Source organism: Nocardioides speluncae (assembly GCF_003121585.1).
GTDB classification, from domain to species: Bacteria; Actinomycetota; Actinomycetes; order Propionibacteriales; family Nocardioidaceae; genus Nocardioides; species Nocardioides speluncae.
In genome coordinates this window covers 398,834-415,857 of the sequence record NZ_QEOO01000016.1, presented here as the reverse complement: position 1 = coordinate 415,857, position 17,024 = coordinate 398,834, and the positions used below count along the sequence as shown (strand labels likewise).

Below are 17,024 nucleotides of genomic sequence, written 5' to 3'. Positions count from 1 at the left end.
GACTCCTATCCGCGGCCGATGAGGTCGGTACCGCTCTGCAGGCGGAGTACGACGAGCAGGTCGGCCTCCACCATCGAGAACTCCTGGGTTGTGCTCCGGGCCTGGAGGATGCGGGCGCCGAGCACGTCGCGGCGGACCACGAGCAGCGAGACCCGGATCCGGCCGTCGGGACCGACCCGCGCCAGCCGCTTCTCGACGGTGATCCCGCGGTCGAAGACCAGCCGCACCCGGCTGCCGGGCGGCATGTTCTCGCCGTACGCGAGCACCACCATCCCGGGCCGCGCCACCCCGGGCAGCACCCGGAGCGTGGGCTGCTTGATCGGCAGCCGGATCTCGTCGCGGTTGTTGGCCAGCCGCGGGTCGACGGTCGTGGTGGTGACCCGGGCGAAGATCACGCCGGCGCCCTCGGTGTGCGTGCGCACCTGGACGGTGAACCGCTTGGTGGTACCGGGCAGGAAGCTCCCGAGCGAGCAGGCGACGCCGTCGGCGAAGCAGGTCGGCCCGATCTCGTCGACCCGGGTCGGGTACGTCGGGATCAGCCTGACGTCGGCCGCGGTGTTCGGGCCGCGGTTGGTGACGGTGAAGGTGACCGTGCGCCGGCCGCCGACGTACCCGATCGGCTCGTCGAGCGAGACGCGTACGGCGATGTCAGCCTCGGCGTCGGGCGGCGGGGCATCGGGGTCGACCCGGTACTTGCCGGTCGCCTCGTTGTTGGTCAGGTCCGGGTCCGGGCTGGTGGCCGTGACGGTGCCGGTCGCGGTGCCGTTCACGGCGGCCGGATAGGTCAGCTCCACCTCGTAGCTCACCGAGGCACCGCTCGCCAGCGTCGGCAAGGTGCAGCCACTGCCGTCGGCCAGGCAGCCGGCCGGCGGTGCGGCGGCCGCGGCCGTCCCGCCCGCCGTGTACGACGTGGCCAGCGCGACGTTCTGGGCGGTCGTCGGACCGTTGTTGGCGACCGTCCAGGTCACCGTGACCGGACCGCCGATGGCGGCCGGCGAGCCGCTGATCGCGACCGTCACCGCGACATCGGCGCGGAAGTCGGGCTGCCAGGCGGGCTCGGTCTCGGGGCCGCGGGTGTCGTCCGCGCGGTCCTCCTCGGCGGAGCCGGGCGGGTGCAGGTCGGTGACGGTCCGCAGCCCGGTGCCGTCCGGCTTGATCGTCCAGATCCCGCGCTGGTCGGGCTGGCCGGCGGGCTGGCCGGCGAAGGCGAGCGTGGTCCCGTCCGGGGACCAGGCCGGGTCCTCGGCCGCCGAGATCGTGCCGCGGCTGGCCGTCGGCGCACCACCCTGCTCGAACGGGTCGTCCGCGGTGTCGGCGAAGCCGGTCACGGCCGTCTTTCCCTGGATCTGCCACGAGCCGGCGGCGAGGTCGGCCTCCGTCGGCCCGGCCGGGTCGACCTTGACCAGGCGGAGTGCGCCGAGGTCGCTGTACGCGATGTTGGCGCCGTCGCGGGACCAGGCCGGCCCGAAGCCGGGCACGCTGCGCGGGCAGATCTCGCCCTCGCCGCAGGGCACCGGCGTGAACAGGCGCGCCTCCCGGCCGTTGCCGGACGCGTCGACCACCCACAGCCGCAGCTCGTCGGGGTCGCTGGCGTTCGGCGTACCGCGGCGGGCGGCGTTGCGGGCCTGGATCTCCACGTCGAACGTGATCACGTCGCGGGACAGCACGATGAACCTGCCGTCCGGGGACCAGGACGGCTCCTGGTCGGCGTAGATCACGAACTCGTCGGGCGGGAGCGTGACGGTGTGCACGGTGCCGGCGGCCAGGTTCGCCACCATCACCTGCGGCTCGAGGTGGCCGCCGAAGTCGCTTCGCTCGTAGCGGGTGAACGCGACCCTGGTGCCGTCCGGGGACCACGCCGGGTCGACGTCGACCGCGCCCGGCGGGCGGAGCCCGGCCGCGAGCAGCGGCTGCGGGTCGCTGCCGTCGGCGTTCGCGACGTACAGCGCGCGGGCTCGCGGCTCGGAGTCCTGCTCGAAGGTCAGGTCCCGGCTGTAGGCGATCTTGGTGCCGTCGGGGGAGTACGCCGGACCGGCCTCGTCGTACGGCATCTCCTCGGGCTCGGCGACCCCGGAGTCGGCGATGATCGTGCGCCGGTCGGTGCCCAGCTCCTCGCCCTGGTCGCCGTACGCATCGTCGATGTCGGCGTGGGTCGGGGAGCGCAGGTCCTCGATGTTGATGGTCACGGTCTGGGTGAACGCTGGCCCTGGTGACTGTCCGTTGAGCAGGAACGAGACCTCGCAGGTCAAGGTGTCGCCGAGAGTGGCGTCCGGCGAGACGGTGATCGTCTCCTGGAACTGTGCGCTGTCGCCCCTTTGCACGGCCCGGCTGGCCGGGGTCAGCTCGGCAGTCAGGCCGTTATCGCAGGTCACCGAGTGGGTGACGTCGGTCGGCAGGTCGTTGACCTCGTCGATGATCGCCTGCGAGATGGTTTCGGCGTCGGCCTCCGACAGCGACCCGCCAGCCTGTTCGGTGACGGCCGTGGCCTGGCCGAAGAGGTCGAGCCGGGGCTCGGGGCCGAGCGGGCCTGGTACGCCGATCGCGATGACCCGCACCTGCGCCTCTTGGAGCGAGTCGATGGCAGTCTCGAGCGTGAAGCCCTCGGACGTGCGGTGGCTGGGTGCGTCGCCGAACATCACCACGATCCGGGTCGATTCCGGGCGGAACTCGATGCTGCCCGGAGTCAGGCCAAGGGCGCCGAGCCAGTCCTCCTCTTCGCTCGGCCCACCGCCGCTGGCCTCCCACTGCTCGATCCCGGCGAGCACGTCCTCCCGGTCGGCGGTCAGCGGCTGGTAGACCGTGAACGCCTCTTCCTCCGGGGTGTCGCCGTCCTGTCCGTCCTTGTAACCGGTGACCGCGAACTGCGCACCGGGGTACTGTCCGCGGATGAGGTCCAGGATGCCTAGCTCACCGTTGGGCCCGCCACCGGCGTTGTCCTGCACGTTGGCGATCTCGGCAGCCATGCTGCCGGTGGTGTCAGCCATGAACACGATGTCCGGGTCGGGGACTATCCGCGGCGTGTTGACCAGCTTGTCGATGGTGACCGCCTCGCCGGGCGCCATCGTGTCTTCGTAGATCGCCGGCTCGACGCCGTCCTCGAACGTCGGCGGCTCGTCGACCGGCTCGTCGAAGACCGACGAGTCCGCGGTGCGGCTGGTGAACAGCACCACGCCGAAGTCGTCGCTGCCGTCACCCCCGGGGGTGAACCGGTTGCTCCAGGCCGGGTGCGACTCGGCCACACCGGGTGCCGCCGCCACCGGTGCCACCCGGCCCAGGTCCGGCAGCCGCTCCTCGCCGGGAGGATCGGCCGGCTCAGGCTCGTTGACGTTGCCGATCCAGACGTCGCCGTACTGGTCGTCCTCGGTGCTGGTGAAGCCGAGATACATGTCCTCCGCACAGTCCGACCAGGTCGGCTCCGAGGACTGCCTCGGCGCACCGTCCCAGGCGTCGAGCACGCCGAGGGCCTGCCGGTTCAGGTTCAGCAGGCCGATGCTGCCGTCGGGCCGGAACCGGGTGGTGGTGAAGGCCACCCAGCTGTTCGTGGTGGTGTCGTTCGTGCACGAGTCGGTCGGGCAGAGCGGCCCATCACAGGTGGTCGGGCTGCCGGTGGTGAGCTGGGTGGCGTCCGGCTGGGTGTCGGCGACGCCGGGGCTGTTGGTCACGTTGGTGACCAGCCAGCCGCCGCCCGCGGCGTTGGTGGCGCTGTAGATGTCGCCGAGGGGGTCGTCGGCGGTGCCGCTGAACACCAGCTGGCTGCCGTTCCACGACGGCCAGGTCTCGTCGGCCTCGCCTTGGGTGACGTTGGTCAGGGTCCAGGTCGGGTCACAGAGCGTGGGCGGCCCGGCGGCCGCGGCCGCTGCGCCCGGCTCCGCGGCGATGCCGGGCACCACCACCGGTGGTGCGGCGATATAGACGTCCCAGTCGCCGTCGCCGTTCGAGGCGAAGGCGATCCGGCCGCTGCCGTCGGGCGCCTGGACCGGGTGGCTCTCGACGACGTCGTTGCAGGTGATCCGGAACGGCACGTCCTCGGACTGCTCCTGGTAGATCTCACCGTGCTCCTCGTCGACGGTGCTGACGTGGACAGCGCGGGAGCCGAGGGTCCGGCTGGCCTCGCCCTCGTGGTCGGGCGCCGGCTCGGTCGCGCCACTGGTGTCGTGGCGACGGCGGTCGGAGGCGGTGATGGTCTCGAAGCCGTCGTCGATGTCCCGCTCGACGTCGATCTCGTGCAGCGAGTCCTGGTCGGCCGTGAACGCGATCCGCGGCTCCTCGCCGGGCTCGGCGGCGGCCGCCGCCGGGCCGGACCCGGACGCAGGCAGCAGTGCCAGCGGCGCCACCAGGACGGCGGCCGCCAGCCCGGTGAGCACCGTCCTGCCCGTCAGCGTCCGGGTCACGTACCTACTTGTTCGCATGCCTCGTCTCCTGCCGGCCGCGCCCGACGCGGCTCGACTCCACCACCGTGCCGACTAAGGCCCGCGGCGGCCCACTGTCGGCGTACCGCCGATCGGGCAGCGCCCGCCGGTCGAAAGGGCAGTTTCGCCAGGTACCTGGCGAAACTGCCCACCGCGCGCTACCTCAGATCAGCCCTTCACGGAGCGCGTAGGCGACCGCGTGCGAGCGGTTCCGGAGCTGCAGCCGGGTCGTGATGTCGTGCAGCACGTTCTTCACGGTGCGCTCGGAGTACGCGAGCTTGTCGGCGATCTCGGAGGTGTCACAGCCGTCGGCGACCAGCCGCAGCACTTCGATCTCGCGGGTCGCGAGCCCGTTGAAGGTCAGTCCCCGCGGTCCGAGTACGCCGCGCTGCAGCGCGCCGACCTGGTCCAGCAGCCGGCCCAGCAGGTCCGGCGGCACTGTGCCCTCGTTGGCGGCCGCGCCGGAGATGGCGGTGACCAGCCGGTCGGCGGTGGCCTCGTGCCGGCGCAGCAGCCCGACGGCTCCGGCTTCGACGGCCGACACCAAGTCGGTGTCGTCGAGCCGGCCGGCGACCAGGACGGTTCGGGTGGTGCTGGTCCGCTGCAGCCGGGTCAGCAGCTGCAGTGTCGAGCTGTCGACCGCGTCCGCCACGACCACGGTGACGACGGCGTCATCGGCCTCGCTGTCGGCGAGCACTCTGACCTCCGGCCGCGGCCGAAGATGGCTCACCACGCCTGCCTGCAAGATCGGGTCCCACGCCTGTACGTAGACCGGAATGCTTCCCATCTCCAACCCCCTGCTGTTCGAGCGGGACGGCCTCGCGCCGACCCCTGAGACGTTTTCCCAAAAATGTGCACTGGCGGGCAGTCTCTCGGGCAGCACTAACCGCCCACTCAACAACGACTCAACGGGCAAGTTGCGGTGCCCACATGGACGCACCGACGGCGGCTGTGCCGCGGCGTACCCGCCCCTACGGTCATGGGCATGACAACCTCGGCGAGCCTTGACTCCACCAGCCTGCGCCTGAACCCGGGCGAAGAGGCCGTGGTGCCGCTCCAGGTGCGCAACAACGGCGACATCGTCGAGGGCTACTGGGTCGAGATCCTCGGACCGACCAAGCAGTGGGCGACGGTCGAGCCCGAGTCGTTCTCCCTGTACCCGGGCGCGACCACCACAGCGACCGTGACCTTCCGGCCGCCGCGCGGCTCCGGCGTACTCGCGGGCGAGCAGCTGTTCGGTGTGAAGGTGACGCCGACCGAGCACCCCGACCAGGCGGTCGTGCCCGAGGGCATGGTCGAGGTCCTGCCGTTCTACGACACCTTCGCCGAGCTGCTGCCGCGCACCTCGCAGGGACGACGCCGGGCCAAGCACGAGATCGCCATCGACAACCGCGGCAACAGCGCGGTCCGGGTGCTGCTGTCGCCCGGCGAGGATGGCAACAAGCTGGCGCTGTCCGCGAAGCCCGAGTCGGTCACCGTCCTTCCGGGCGAGGCCCAGTTCGGCCAGGTCACGGTCAAGGCGCCGAAGCGGATCTGGCGCGGGTCGCCGGTCACGCACCCGTTCGTGGTCGCGGTCGAGCCGCAGGACTCCGACCCGGTCCGGCTGGACGGCACCTTCGTGCAGCAGCCGACCTTCCCCAAATGGCTGCCCAAGGCGCTGCTGGCCCTGCTTGCGTTGCTGGCCCTGCTCGCCGCGCTGTGGTTCCTGCTGCTCAAGCCGACCATCGAGTCGGCGGCGACAGAGTCCGCGGAGTCCGCCGTGGAGGACGACGTCGCGGCCGCCAAGGACGACGCGAAGAAGGCCGAGGAGGCCGCCAAGAACTCGCAGCAGAACGCCGGCGAGACCGAGAAGGACAAGGAAGAGGTCAAGGACAACCTCGGCATCGACAAGCTGCCGCCGAACACCTTGGTCACCCCCTTCGCCGAGCGGCTGAACGTGACCACCGCAGGCACCGACAGCGAGACGCTGGTGGTGCCGGAGAACACCGTCTTCGAGATCACCGACCTGGTGCTGAGCAACCCCCAGGGCGACTTCGGCCGGATGGTGATCCGGATCGACGACGAGGTGAAGTACGACTTCGCCCTGGAGAACTTCCGCGACCTCGACTTCCACTACATCACCCCGATCACCCTCGGCGAGGACCAGGAGATCTCCGTCGAGCTGGTGTGCAACGTCCCCGGCGAGCCGCCGGGCGCCCCGAAGCCGACCGAGTGCGACGGGTCGATGTACCTCGGCGGCGAGTCCACCGAGACCGTGCCGAGGGGACCGGCCTCGCCGTAGGAGAGCGAGCGCATGTAACGCGGAGTTATGCACACTCCCGCACCGTAATTACTGCGTGGCAGTGTGCGTAACTCAGCGTTACATGAGCGGTGGCCGGCCTCAGCCGCGGCGCGGGCGGGGGAGTACGGCGGACGCGGTGTTCGCGACCACGCCCAGCGAGGCCAGCACCTCGGCGTACGAACGGCGGGCCCGCTCGGCGGCGGCGAGGTCGCCGGTGGCGTCGTACGCCGAGACCAGCAGTCGCCAGGAGCCGTCGCGGCACGGGTCGATGTCGATGCTGCGCAGCGCGGCGGACGCCGCGGACTCAGCCTGGTCGCGAACCAGGTGCAGCTCGGCCAGGAGGGCAGCCGCCTCGGCGGCCCGGACCCGGAACCGTTCGCGGGCGGCAAGCACCCACTCGGCCGGCCCGTCCTCAGGGAGTACGTCGCCGGTGTAGGCCTCCAGCGCCACGTTGAGCGAGCGGATCGCTGCGCCGGTGTCGCCGGCGACGCGCGCCCGCTCGGCGGCGAGGCAGGAGGACTCGAACACCTGCAGGTCGCAGGTGGAGCCCGGGCCGAGCGCGAGCGAGTATCGGTCGCCGTCGCGGGCGAGCAGTCGAGCCGCGCCGCGGGGGGCGCCGGGCTCGAGCACCGCGCGGACGCTGGAGACCGCGACGTGAAGGTTGTGGGTGGCGGCCGACGGGTCGAGCCCGGGCCACAGTGCCTCGATCAGCAGCTCGCGGTGCACCGGGCGGCCGGCGGCGAGCGCCAGCATCCGGAGGACCTCGCGGGCGCGCGGGCGGACCCGCTCGAGCGGCGGCAGCTCGCCGTCCACCCGGATCTCGAACCGGCCGAAGCAGCGCACCTGCAGGGTCGGTCCGTCGCTGTCCCCGACAGTCACCGCGCCGGCAGGGCGCTCGGGCCGCTCGGTGCGGACCCAGTTCCACGGCGAGCAGCCGAGCCCGGCCGCCTCGGCCTCGGCGGCGGCCAGGTCGGCGGCCTCCGTCGCGCGCGGACCGGTGCGGCACAGCGACAGCGCGCCGTACGCCACGGCGAGCGCGCCGGGGACGCCGGCGCTGCGAGCGAAGCCGGCGGCCGACTCGGCGTCACGCGCGGCGTCCGGTAGCTGGGCGGCGGCGTTGGCGACCGCCAGCCCCGCACGAGCCCATGCCTCGAGGGCGGGAGCGTCGAGCACCCGCAGCCGGCGGATCAGCTCGTCGAAGGTCTCCGGATCGGGCCGGCCGCCCACCCAGGACGCGGCACCGCGGAACCCGAGCAGCACCACGCACGCCCAGGCGTCGCCGCGGTTCTCGGCGTCGACCAGATGCTCGCCGAGCGGCAGCGTCGGCGTGGGGGAGGTGAGGTAGCGCAGCGTGTCCGCGACCGCGGCCGCGATCCGCGCGTACCACGGGAAGCCGAGCCGGTCCGCCGCATCGGCGATGTCGTCGGCGGCGTCCGGGTCGAGCGCGCCGAGCGACGTGCTCAACAGGCCGACGGTGAGCTGGGCGCCGGGGTCGCTGTGCAGCGCGTCGGCGCAGCTGGCGAAGGTACGGCGGGCCGCGACCAGGTTGCCGGCCAGCAGCTGACCGGCGGCGCGGACCAAGGCCTGCTGCGGGCTGGGGGGTGCAGTCGAACGGTCGTGGGCGGCGGCCGGGTCGCGGACGACGGCGCGCAGCCGCTCGCCCCACGCCGACGAGGGGAGGACATCGCCGTCGGCCCAGGTCCGTGCGACCACCTCGAGCTGCTCGGCGAGCAGCGCGCACACCTCGGTGCGCTCCGACGCCGCGGCGGTTCGCCGGGCCAGCTCTGCGGCGTGCTGCGCCTTGCGGAGCTCGCCGTTGCGGAAGGCGCGCAGGGCCACCGCGTGCGCGACCCACGGGTCGTCCTCGATCAGCGGCTGCGGGAGGCCCTCGACCCAGTCCAGCCGGAGGTCGGCGAGCACGGCCGGGCCGTCGGCGGCCAGCAGGTCGCGCACCGACAGCCAGTCGCTGGCGGCGACGTAGGCCCGCAGCGCCTCGGCGGGACTCGGCTCTCCACGGAGTACGGCGGCGGCCGACCGGTAGGCCTCCTCGACCTCGGTGTCGCCGAGCCGGTTGCGCAGCTGGGTGGCCAGGTGGGCGCGGAGCACCGGGTGCACCTGGAACGACGAGCCGCCGTCCGCGGAGCAGACCAGGGCACTGGCCTGCTCGATCGCGAGCAGGTGGGTCTGGCTGTCGGTGCCACCGAGCAGCCGGTCGCAGCGCCGCGCCGACAGCACCTCGAACACCGACGTCTGGCGGAGGAAGTCGACCTGCGCGGCCGTGAGTACGCCGAGCACCTCGCGCGCGAGGTAGTCGTCGGCGTACCGGACCCGGGCGGAGAGCGCCCGCACCGCCTGGTGCCGCTCGACCGGGCTGCCCGGCGCGGAGAGATGGAACAGGTGCAGCGCCGCGGCCCAGCCGTCGGTGTGGCGGGTGAGCGCGGCGACGTCGTCGGGCGCCAGCGGCGCGTCGTACACCTTGCGGAACAGGGCGGCGGTCTCGACCGAGCGGAACCGGAGTGCGCTGGCCGGCAGCACCAGGCTGGGCAGCTCGGTCCGGGCCAGGTTGAAGCCGAGCGGCCGGCGGGAGCCGACGAGCAGGTGGACGTGGGGCGGGGTCCGCAGCAGCAGCTGGTCGAGTACCCGGATCGCGGCCGGGCTGACGACCCGGTGCGCGTCGTCGAGGACCAGCACGATCGGCGAGTCGTGCTCGGTCAGCTCGCGGACGAGGGTGTCGAGGTCACGGGCCGGGCTCAGCTGGGGCGCGAGTCCGGAGACGGCGTCGCCGAGGCGGCGCACCATCGCCTCCGCGCTGTCGATCTCGTGTCCGCCGCTTCCGGCGCTGGTCCGGCACCACGCGACGTCGACGGGCGCCTGTCGTGCCCACTGCGCGAACAGGGTGGTCTTGCCGGCGCCGGCGGGCGCGACGACCGTCGCGAGCCGTACCTGACGCAGGCCGTCGAGGGCGGAGATCAGCCTCGGCCGGAGGAGGTGGCTGGACGAACGTCGAGGCGTCGGCGGCTGGCCCACGGCAGCCGACACCGAGCGAGTGTGCGACCACTGCTCGCTGACGACGTTCGAACGTGCGCTGCCCCGAGGCATTATCACGATCCTTTGCGCTGAGAGGGCTGAGGCCTGGCGCGGTTCGACAAGCCTCTCGTAATGGAGAGGCAGCAGGATAGGAATCCGGACATCTACGTCACCAAAATGACCCGTTCGGATCATTTTTACTCGGGCTCACCAGGAGGTTTACCTCACCAGCCCGCCAGTCACCAACCAATTTTCACCCCGTGCTCGAAGGCTCAACAGGACCGCCCGGACGCCCATGAAGACCGCCGAGAACGCCACCCAGAGCCAGATGAGGCTGCCGGTGCCGGCAGCCGCGAGCAGCCCGAGTGGCGCATAGACGAGGAGTACGACGATTCCCATCCACGCCAGGTTCCGTCCGTCACCTGCGCCGATGAGTACGCCGTCGAGCACGAACACCACCCCCGCGATCGGCTGACCAACCGCGGCGACCAGCAGCACGGGGACCAGCAGGTCCTGCACCCGCTCGTCGCCGGTGAACAGCGGGCCGAGCAAGGGGCTGGCCGCCGCCAGCGCGAGGCCGGTGACGACGCCGCTGACCACGCCCCACCGGATCATCCGGCGGGTGACCGCCCGGGTCTCCTCCACGTCGCCGGCACCGAGCGAGCGGCCGGTGAGCGCCTGCGCCGCGATCGCGATCGCGTCCAGGGCGAAGGCGAGGAAGGTCCAGATCGTCATCGCCAGCTGATGGGTCGCCAGCGCCACCGCCTCGTCCTCGCCGGAGACCCCGATGGTCGCGGCGTACGTCGTGACCAGCAGTGAGGCGCGGAGGGTGAGCGTGCGGATGACCAGCGCGACGCCGGCGTGCGCGGCCTGCCGGATGCCGGGAGCGTGCGGGCGGAGGGTCGCGCCTTCGACCCGCGCCCCCCGGACCACGACGGCTAGCAGCATCCCGGCCGAGACCACCTGGGCCAGCACCGAGCCGAGCGCGGAGCCGGCGATGCCCAGACCGGGGACCGGACCGGCGCCGTACACCAGCAGCAGGTTGAGCACGATGTTGAGCAGGTTGCCGACGACCGCGACCACCAGCGGGGTCCGGGTGTCCTGCAGCCCGCGGAGAACGCCGGTCGCGGCCAGCATCACCAGCAGCGGGATGGCGCCGAGGAATGCGATCCGCAGGTACGTCGTGGCGTGGCCGGCCACGTCGTCGGTGACCCCGAACGCCGCGACCAGCGGACCGGTCAGCGCGACCCCGAGCACGGTGGTGACGGTGCCGATGACGATCGCGAGCCAGATGCCGTCGATGCCTTGGGCGAGGGCGCCGGTCCGGTCGCCCGCCCCGAGCTGGCGGGCCACGCTCGCCGTGGTGCCGTAGGCGAGGAAGACACAGAGGCCGATCGCGGTCTGGAGGACGACGGCCGCGACGCCGAGGCCGGCGAGCTCGCTGGTGCCGAGGTGGCCGACGATGGCGGCGTCGGAGAGCAGGAAGAGCGGTTCGGCGACCAGGGCGAGGAAGGCCGGGACCGCCAGCCGCAGGATCTCGCGGTCGCGCCGCCCGTTCGCCATCACCGTCACCCGCTCAGACTAGTCCTAGTAAGGGGTATGAACGGCACATGTCTCTAACGCTGGATAGTGCTTGTCACCTGTGTGTAACTCGGTGCGAAATGTGACGGGATGAGGTGCCGGGGGCGTTTGTCGACAAACACCTTTTCGACCCCTGCGTGTCCTGCAGGTGAACCAAATCAGACGCCAAGAGTTTCTGCTCCACACCCGTGGAGAACTGTTTGTCCAGGTCAGAGGGGGTTCCGACGGAATCTGTCCGTTCTTCTCCACAGGGCGCTCCCCAGGCTGTGCACATTGGTGGGCGGTTCCTCCACGCGATCCACGAGGTTATCCACAGGGCCTGTGGATACGGCCCTTTCCGGCGGCCCGGAAGCGGCGTAACGTCGCGACTGCGTTGGCGATGCTGGAGCTACCCGGCGATCGATCAAAACTTCGAAACTGTCGGTGGCACGTCCTAATGTCGCAGGCAGGATCGACCGAGCCGGGCAGGAGGCGTGAGCGTGAGCATTGCCGAGCATGACTCTGCGCTGCCCCCGGACCCGATGGACTGGGGCGACGGCCCGGCCGCCTTCGAGCCCGGCGAGCGTCCCCGCGGCCCCGGCGACCGGACCCCACCTCAGGACAACGCCGCCGAGCAGAGCGTGCTCGGGTCGATGCTGCTGTCCAAGGACGCGATCGCCGACGTCGCCGAGACGATCCGCGGCGTCGACTTCTACCGGCCGGCCCACGAGGTCATCCACGACGCGATCATCGACCTCTACGGCCGCGGCGAGCCGGCCGACCCGGTGACCGTCGCCGCCGAGCTGCAGCGCAAGGGCGAGCTGCAGCGGATCGGCGGCGCGCCGTACCTCCACACGCTGTCGGCCAACGTCCCGATCGCGGCCAACGCCGGGTTCTACGCCGAGATCGTCCGGGAGAAGGCGATCCTGCGCCGGCTGGTCGACGCCGGGACCAAGATCGTCCAGATCGGGTACGCCGGTGAGGGCCAGGTCGACGATGTCGTCGACCAGGCACAGGCCGAGGTCTACAAGATCACCGAGAAGCGCGCGTCGGAGGACTACGCGCCGCTGTCGGACATCATGGAGGGCGTCCTCGACGAGATCGAGGCGATCGGCAACCGCGAGGGCGGCATCTACGGCGTGCCCACCGGCTTTGCCGATCTCGACGACCTCACCAACGGTCTCCACTCCGGCCAGATGGTGATCGTGGCGGCTCGTCCTGCTATGGGCAAGGCGCTGGCGCTCGACACCCCACTCCCGACCCCCACCGGCTGGACGACAATGGGTGAGGTCGAGGTTGGCGACGTGCTGTACGACGCGCAGGGCCGTCCCACGCGTGTGGTCGCGGCGACCGAGGTCATGCACGACCGGCCGTGCTACGAGGTGGTGTTCTCAGACGGGTCTCGGATTGTTGCCGATGCGCAGCATCAATGGCTGACCGAGACCCGGGCGGCCAGGAAGTCGCGCTGGGCCGCGGAGAAGCAGTACAACCGATCACGGCGTCAGCGGATACATCCTTCGGTGGTGACGACCGAGGTGATCGCGTCGTCGGTCCGTGTCAATGGCGACCAGCGGGCGAACCACGCCGTGCTGAATGCCGACCCGATCCAGGGCAAGCCTCAGGATCTTCCGATCCCGGCGTACGTTCTGGGCGCGTGGTTGGGCGACGGTCACAGCGCCGGCCAGCGGATCACCTGCGAGACTCCCGAGATCCCGATGATCATCGAGTCGTTCGGATTCGAGGTCCGGTCGTGTGGCTCAATGCTGTACTCGATCCGGCTGCCAGAGCCGGATCTGACCGTTGCTGGGTCCGTGACCTGCTCTGACTGCGGCGGGGCAGCCACCGGCGTGCGCGCGCTCTGTGGGGACTGCTGGGCCGATCACGGCACGCTCACCGCGCTGCTGCGGAAGCTCGGTGTGCTGAATGCGAAGCACATCCCGGCCAGCTACTTGCGGGCCCCGGAGTCGGATCGTCGTGACCTTCTTGCCGGCCTGATGGACACCGACGGTGGTGTGGTCAAAGGTGTCGGCTCGTGCCAGTTCACGGTGACCAACAAGCGCCTGGCCGATGAGGTCTACGAGCTCGTCGTGAGCCTCGGCTATCGATGCGGTAGGACCACCAAGCGCGTCCGGGGACGATCTGAGGCCACGTCGACGGCGTACATTCTCAACTTCTCGACCGTCGACGATGTGTTCCGCCTGGAGCGGAAGCGCCTCCTTCACAAGGAGGAGCGCCCGGCGTCGACGACTCGGATCGGCAAGCGCTACATCACCGAAGTCACTGAGGTTCCGTCGGTGCCGGTGCGCTGCGTGCAGGTCGACAATGACGAGCATCTCTATCTCGCAGGCAAGTCGATGATCCCCACCCACAACTCGACCCTGGCCCTCGACCTGTGCCGCGCGGCGTCGATCCACAACAACCTGACCAGCGTCTTCTTCAGCCTGGAGATGACCCGCTCCGAGATCACCATGCGGCTGCTGTCGGCCGAGGCCAAGGTGCCGCTCAACCACATCCGCAACGGCCAGATGAGCGACGACGACTGGGCCAAGCTCGCGCGCAAGATGGGCGAGGTCAGCTCGGCGCCGATGTTCATCGACGACAGCCCCAACATGACGATGATGGAGATCCGGGCGAAGGCCCGCCGGCTCAAGCAGCGCCACGACCTGCGGCTGATCATCATCGACTACATGCAGCTGATGACGTCCGGCAAGAAGGTCGAGTCCCGCCAGCTCGAGGTCTCGGAGTTCTCCCGTCAGATCAAGCTGCTGGCCAAGGAGCTCGAGGTCCCCGTGGTCGCGCTCTCCCAGCTCAACCGTGGTCCCGAGCAGCGCGGCGACAAGCGCCCGATGATGTCCGATTTGCGCGAGTCCGGCTGTCTGACCGCCGACACGCGGCTGATGCGCGCGGACACTAACGCCGAGATCACCCTTGGCGAGCTGATGGAGTCCGGCGCCCGGGACATCCCGGTCTGGTCCCTCGACGACCGACTCAAGCTCGTCCCGCGCACACTCACCCATGCCTTTCCGAGCGGGGTGAAGCCCGTCTTCGAGTTGACCCTGGCTTCCGGCCGCCGGATCACGGCCACGGGCAATCACAAGTTCCTGACGTACGACGGGTGGATGCCGCTGTCCGAACTCGCGCTGGGTGCGCGGCTCGGGTCGATCCGGCACGTGCCGCCCCCGTTGCACACGGTCGCCCGTGACGACGATGAGGTCGTGCTGCTCGCTCACATGCTCGGTGACGGCTCGTTCGTCAAGCGCCAGCCGATCCGTTACGCGAGCATCGACGAAGCCAACCTGTCGGCCGTGAGCGATGCCGCATCGCGCCGCTTCGGGATCACTCCGGTCCGTGACGAGTACGCCGCCGCCCGTGTGACGACACTTCGCCTCCCCGCGCCGTACCACCTCACCCACGGCAAGCGGAACCCGATCGCTTCCTGGCTCGACGAGGACGGGCTCTTCGGCTTGCGCAGTCATGAGAAGTCCGTGCCGGACTGGGTCTTCGGCCTGCCCAAGGAGCAGGTGGGACTGTTCGTTCGTCACATCTGGTCCACCGACGGTTCAGTCAGCTACGACAGTAAGAACCGCATCGGTCGCATCTACTACGCATCGACCAGCCGGCGGCTCGTCGACGATCTTGCGCGGCTCTTGCTGCGGTTCAACGTATTCACTCGGATCAAGCGCGTACGGAAGGCCGGCTACCGCGACGGCTGGCACCTCTACATCTACGGCGTAGAGAATCAGCTCCGTTTCGTCGACGAGATCGGTGTGCATGGGGCGCGGGGCGAGAAGGCTCAGGAACTCGCCGAGCGACTGCGCGACGTACGCCCGAACACCAACCTCGACACCGTTCCCCGCGAGGTGTGGGACCGAGTGCGTGAGGTGCTCGCTGAGAAGTCGATCTCCCACCGCGAGTTCGCTGCCGCCATGGGCACCCAGTTCTCCGGCTCGGCGTTGTGGAAGCATGCGCCGAGCCGCCAGCGGCTGGCCCGCGTCGCTGAGGTCCTTGATGATGCGGAACTCGACGTCCTCGCCACGAACGACGTCTTCTGGGACGCCATCACCGCTATCGAGCCGGTCGGCGAGCAGGCGGTCTACGACGGCACTGTGATGGGCACCCACAACTTCGTTGTCGACGGCATCGCCGCCCACAACTCCCTCGAGCAGGACGCCGACATGGTGATCCTGCTTCATCGCGACGACGTCTACGAGAAGGAGTCGACCCGCCCCGGCGAGGCCGACCTGATCGTCGCCAAGCACCGCAACGGCCCCACCCGCGACGTCACCGTCGCCTTCCAGGGCCACTACTCCCGCTTCGTCGACATGGCCCACTGACGGGGCGGAGCGCTACCTGTCAGCCCCAGGTCAATGGGTCCAAGGCGAGATAGAACCGCATCCGGTCGTGGTCCAACGCGGGCCCGTAGTGGCGTTCAAGCTCCGCCTCCGCGCGGGCAGCTTCGACATCGTCGCTCCACGTCTCGCGGGCAGTGGCTAGAAGAAGCGTGAGATCAACGTGCGGATCGCCGACTCCCAGCCGGCCGACGTCGATGAATCCTGACAGCGATCCTGCATCCGGATCGACGATGAGGTTCGGGAGGCACAGGTCGCCATGACACACCACCGCATCGGCACTCTGCTGCTCCATTCGAACCTCAAGCTGCAGTTCGAGACGGGCGAGGAGTTCAGATGGAGCGACCATACGGTCCTCCGGCCGCAAGAACTCCGGATTCACTGCTCCGCGCCGTACGACAGCGCGGGCGATCTCGACCAAGTCCACGACGTCATGGCTGAAGGGGCAGGTGGCGGTCGGTACCTCATGCAAGCCGCGGACCGCCTCAGCAATCGAGGTCCACGCATCCCAGAGCTGTCCGGCAATGAGAATGTCGGCTGGCACACCAGGGACCGTCGTCATGGTGAGCTCGGCGCCGCCATCACCCTCGCTCCAATCGATCACGTCCGGCCCCGGAATCCCGGTACCGGACAGCCAGCGAAGACGGTCACGCTCGGCTGCCAGTGAGGCAGATCGGTCGGTAGCCACGCGCTTCCGATGCAGTGCGCCGTCCGCAGATCGGAACACCTCCGCGCCGGACTCGCCCGACCTCACTGGGATCCACCTCACCGCTCCCGATCGTGGCCCGGCAGTCCCGCCAGTGTCCAGCGGTACCTTCCAAGCGTCGCGCACTGGGTTTCTGAACGAGACCGACTTCCCAGACGCCACGGCGGCCCCCGCGGGGCTATTCTGAGCAGACGATCCCGGGCTCGGGACGGGTGGTCCAGCACGGACTATCAGGAGGTAGCCATGAGGGGATCTCGAGCACGGCGCCGGGCCTTCGGCACTGCTGCTCTTCTAGTACTCGCCGCTCCGGCGGTCGTCCCGCCCCCGGCATCGGCGGCGGACGGGATCACGGTCTCGATCGCCAAGCATGCAAACCTGACGCCGGGCGGTGGCGTCGTCATCAGCGTGCAGGTCACCTGTCCGCAGCTGCCCGGCTCCCTGGACTTCCAGGAGGCACATGCCGGTGCCAGCCAGGACAGAACCGGTGCGTGGTCGGAGAGCGGTTTGGACGGCACCGTCGTCTGTGACGGCCAGCCGCACGTCCACACGGCTCACTTCACGTCGTTCGCCGATCCGTTCAAGGGCGGTCCGGCCAGCGCCAACGCCTCCGTCATCGTGTGTCACATCGTCGGCGAGGAGCAGGTCTGCGCCACCGGGTCGTCCGCCAGTCGCATCGTGATCCGAGGCTGACG

General features: G+C 70.3%; 8 protein-coding genes. 3 read left to right on the top strand and 5 right to left on the bottom strand.

Going from position 1 to position 17,024, the window contains the following annotated elements:
- Window positions 1-5: 5 nt before the first annotated feature.
- Together DDV73_RS09430 and DDV73_RS09425 are read right to left on the bottom strand one after the other, a co-directional pair.
- A complete protein-coding gene (locus DDV73_RS09430; protein WP_154402684.1) occupies window positions 6-4,409 on the bottom strand; it encodes a DUF11 domain-containing protein in 4,404 nt (1,467 codons plus the stop codon).
- A 163-nt stretch (window positions 4,410-4,572) separates the two neighbouring features.
- Window positions 4,573-5,196 (bottom strand): response regulator transcription factor, encoded by a 624-nt coding sequence (locus tag DDV73_RS09425; protein WP_109506977.1) that lies wholly within the window; start codon window positions 5,194-5,196, stop codon window positions 4,573-4,575.
- Between the two features lie 198 nt (window positions 5,197-5,394).
- Here DDV73_RS09425 and DDV73_RS09420 point away from each other — a divergent pair, with 198 nt between their 5' ends.
- The gene (locus DDV73_RS09420; protein ID WP_109506976.1) at window positions 5,395-6,690 is read left to right on the top strand and encodes a COG1470 family protein; all 1,296 of its coding nucleotides are present in this window, start codon (window positions 5,395-5,397) and stop codon (window positions 6,688-6,690) included.
- A 99-nt stretch (window positions 6,691-6,789) separates the two neighbouring features.
- On the opposite strand, the gene DDV73_RS09415 is transcribed toward DDV73_RS09420, so the two are convergent.
- Window positions 6,790-9,789, bottom strand: coding sequence for an AfsR/SARP family transcriptional regulator (locus tag DDV73_RS09415; protein ID WP_109506975.1), 3,000 nt, complete (start codon window positions 9,787-9,789; stop codon window positions 6,790-6,792).
- A gap of 147 nt (window positions 9,790-9,936) precedes the next feature.
- Complete coding sequence (locus DDV73_RS09410; protein WP_109507165.1) at window positions 9,937-11,280, bottom strand: MATE family efflux transporter; 1,344 nt, start codon at window positions 11,278-11,280, stop codon at window positions 9,937-9,939.
- Between the two features lie 539 nt (window positions 11,281-11,819).
- On the opposite strand from DDV73_RS09410, the gene DDV73_RS09405 reads away from it, so the two are divergent.
- A complete protein-coding gene (locus DDV73_RS09405; protein ID WP_109506974.1) occupies window positions 11,820-15,611 on the top strand; it encodes a replicative DNA helicase in 3,792 nt (1,263 codons plus the stop codon).
- A 19-nt stretch (window positions 15,612-15,630) separates the two neighbouring features.
- Here the strand turns inward: DDV73_RS09405 and DDV73_RS09400 are convergent, their stop codons facing one another.
- The gene (locus tag DDV73_RS09400; protein WP_109507164.1) at window positions 15,631-16,434 is read right to left on the bottom strand and encodes an APH(3'') family aminoglycoside O-phosphotransferase; all 804 of its coding nucleotides are present in this window, start codon (window positions 16,432-16,434) and stop codon (window positions 15,631-15,633) included.
- Window positions 16,435-16,575: 141 nt separating this feature from the next.
- Between DDV73_RS09400 and DDV73_RS27855 the strand changes: the two genes are divergently transcribed.
- Window positions 16,576-17,022 carry a hypothetical protein gene (locus DDV73_RS27855; protein WP_154402683.1) on the top strand — a complete coding sequence of 149 codons (447 nt, stop codon included), beginning with the start codon at window positions 16,576-16,578 and terminating at the stop codon, window positions 17,020-17,022.
- Window positions 17,023-17,024 lie beyond the last annotated feature (2 nt).

Bases quoted from the DNA above. Each gene is read 5' to 3' on its own strand.
- DDV73_RS09430 (WP_154402684.1), bottom strand. From the start codon at position 4,409: ATGCGAACAAGTAGGTACGTGACCCGGACGCTGACGGGCAGGACGGTG.
- DDV73_RS09425 (WP_109506977.1), bottom strand. From the start codon at position 5,196: ATGGGAAGCATTCCGGTCTACGTACAGGCGTGGGACCCGATCTTGCAG.
- DDV73_RS09420 (WP_109506976.1), top strand. From the start codon at position 5,395: ATGACAACCTCGGCGAGCCTTGACTCCACCAGCCTGCGCCTGAACCCG.
- DDV73_RS09415 (WP_109506975.1), bottom strand. From the start codon at position 9,789: ATGCCTCGGGGCAGCGCACGTTCGAACGTCGTCAGCGAGCAGTGGTCG.
- DDV73_RS09410 (WP_109507165.1), bottom strand. From the start codon at position 11,280: ATGGCGAACGGGCGGCGCGACCGCGAGATCCTGCGGCTGGCGGTCCCG.
- DDV73_RS09405 (WP_109506974.1), top strand. From the start codon at position 11,820: ATGGACTGGGGCGACGGCCCGGCCGCCTTCGAGCCCGGCGAGCGTCCC.
- DDV73_RS27855 (WP_154402683.1), top strand. From the start codon at position 16,576: ATGAGGGGATCTCGAGCACGGCGCCGGGCCTTCGGCACTGCTGCTCTT.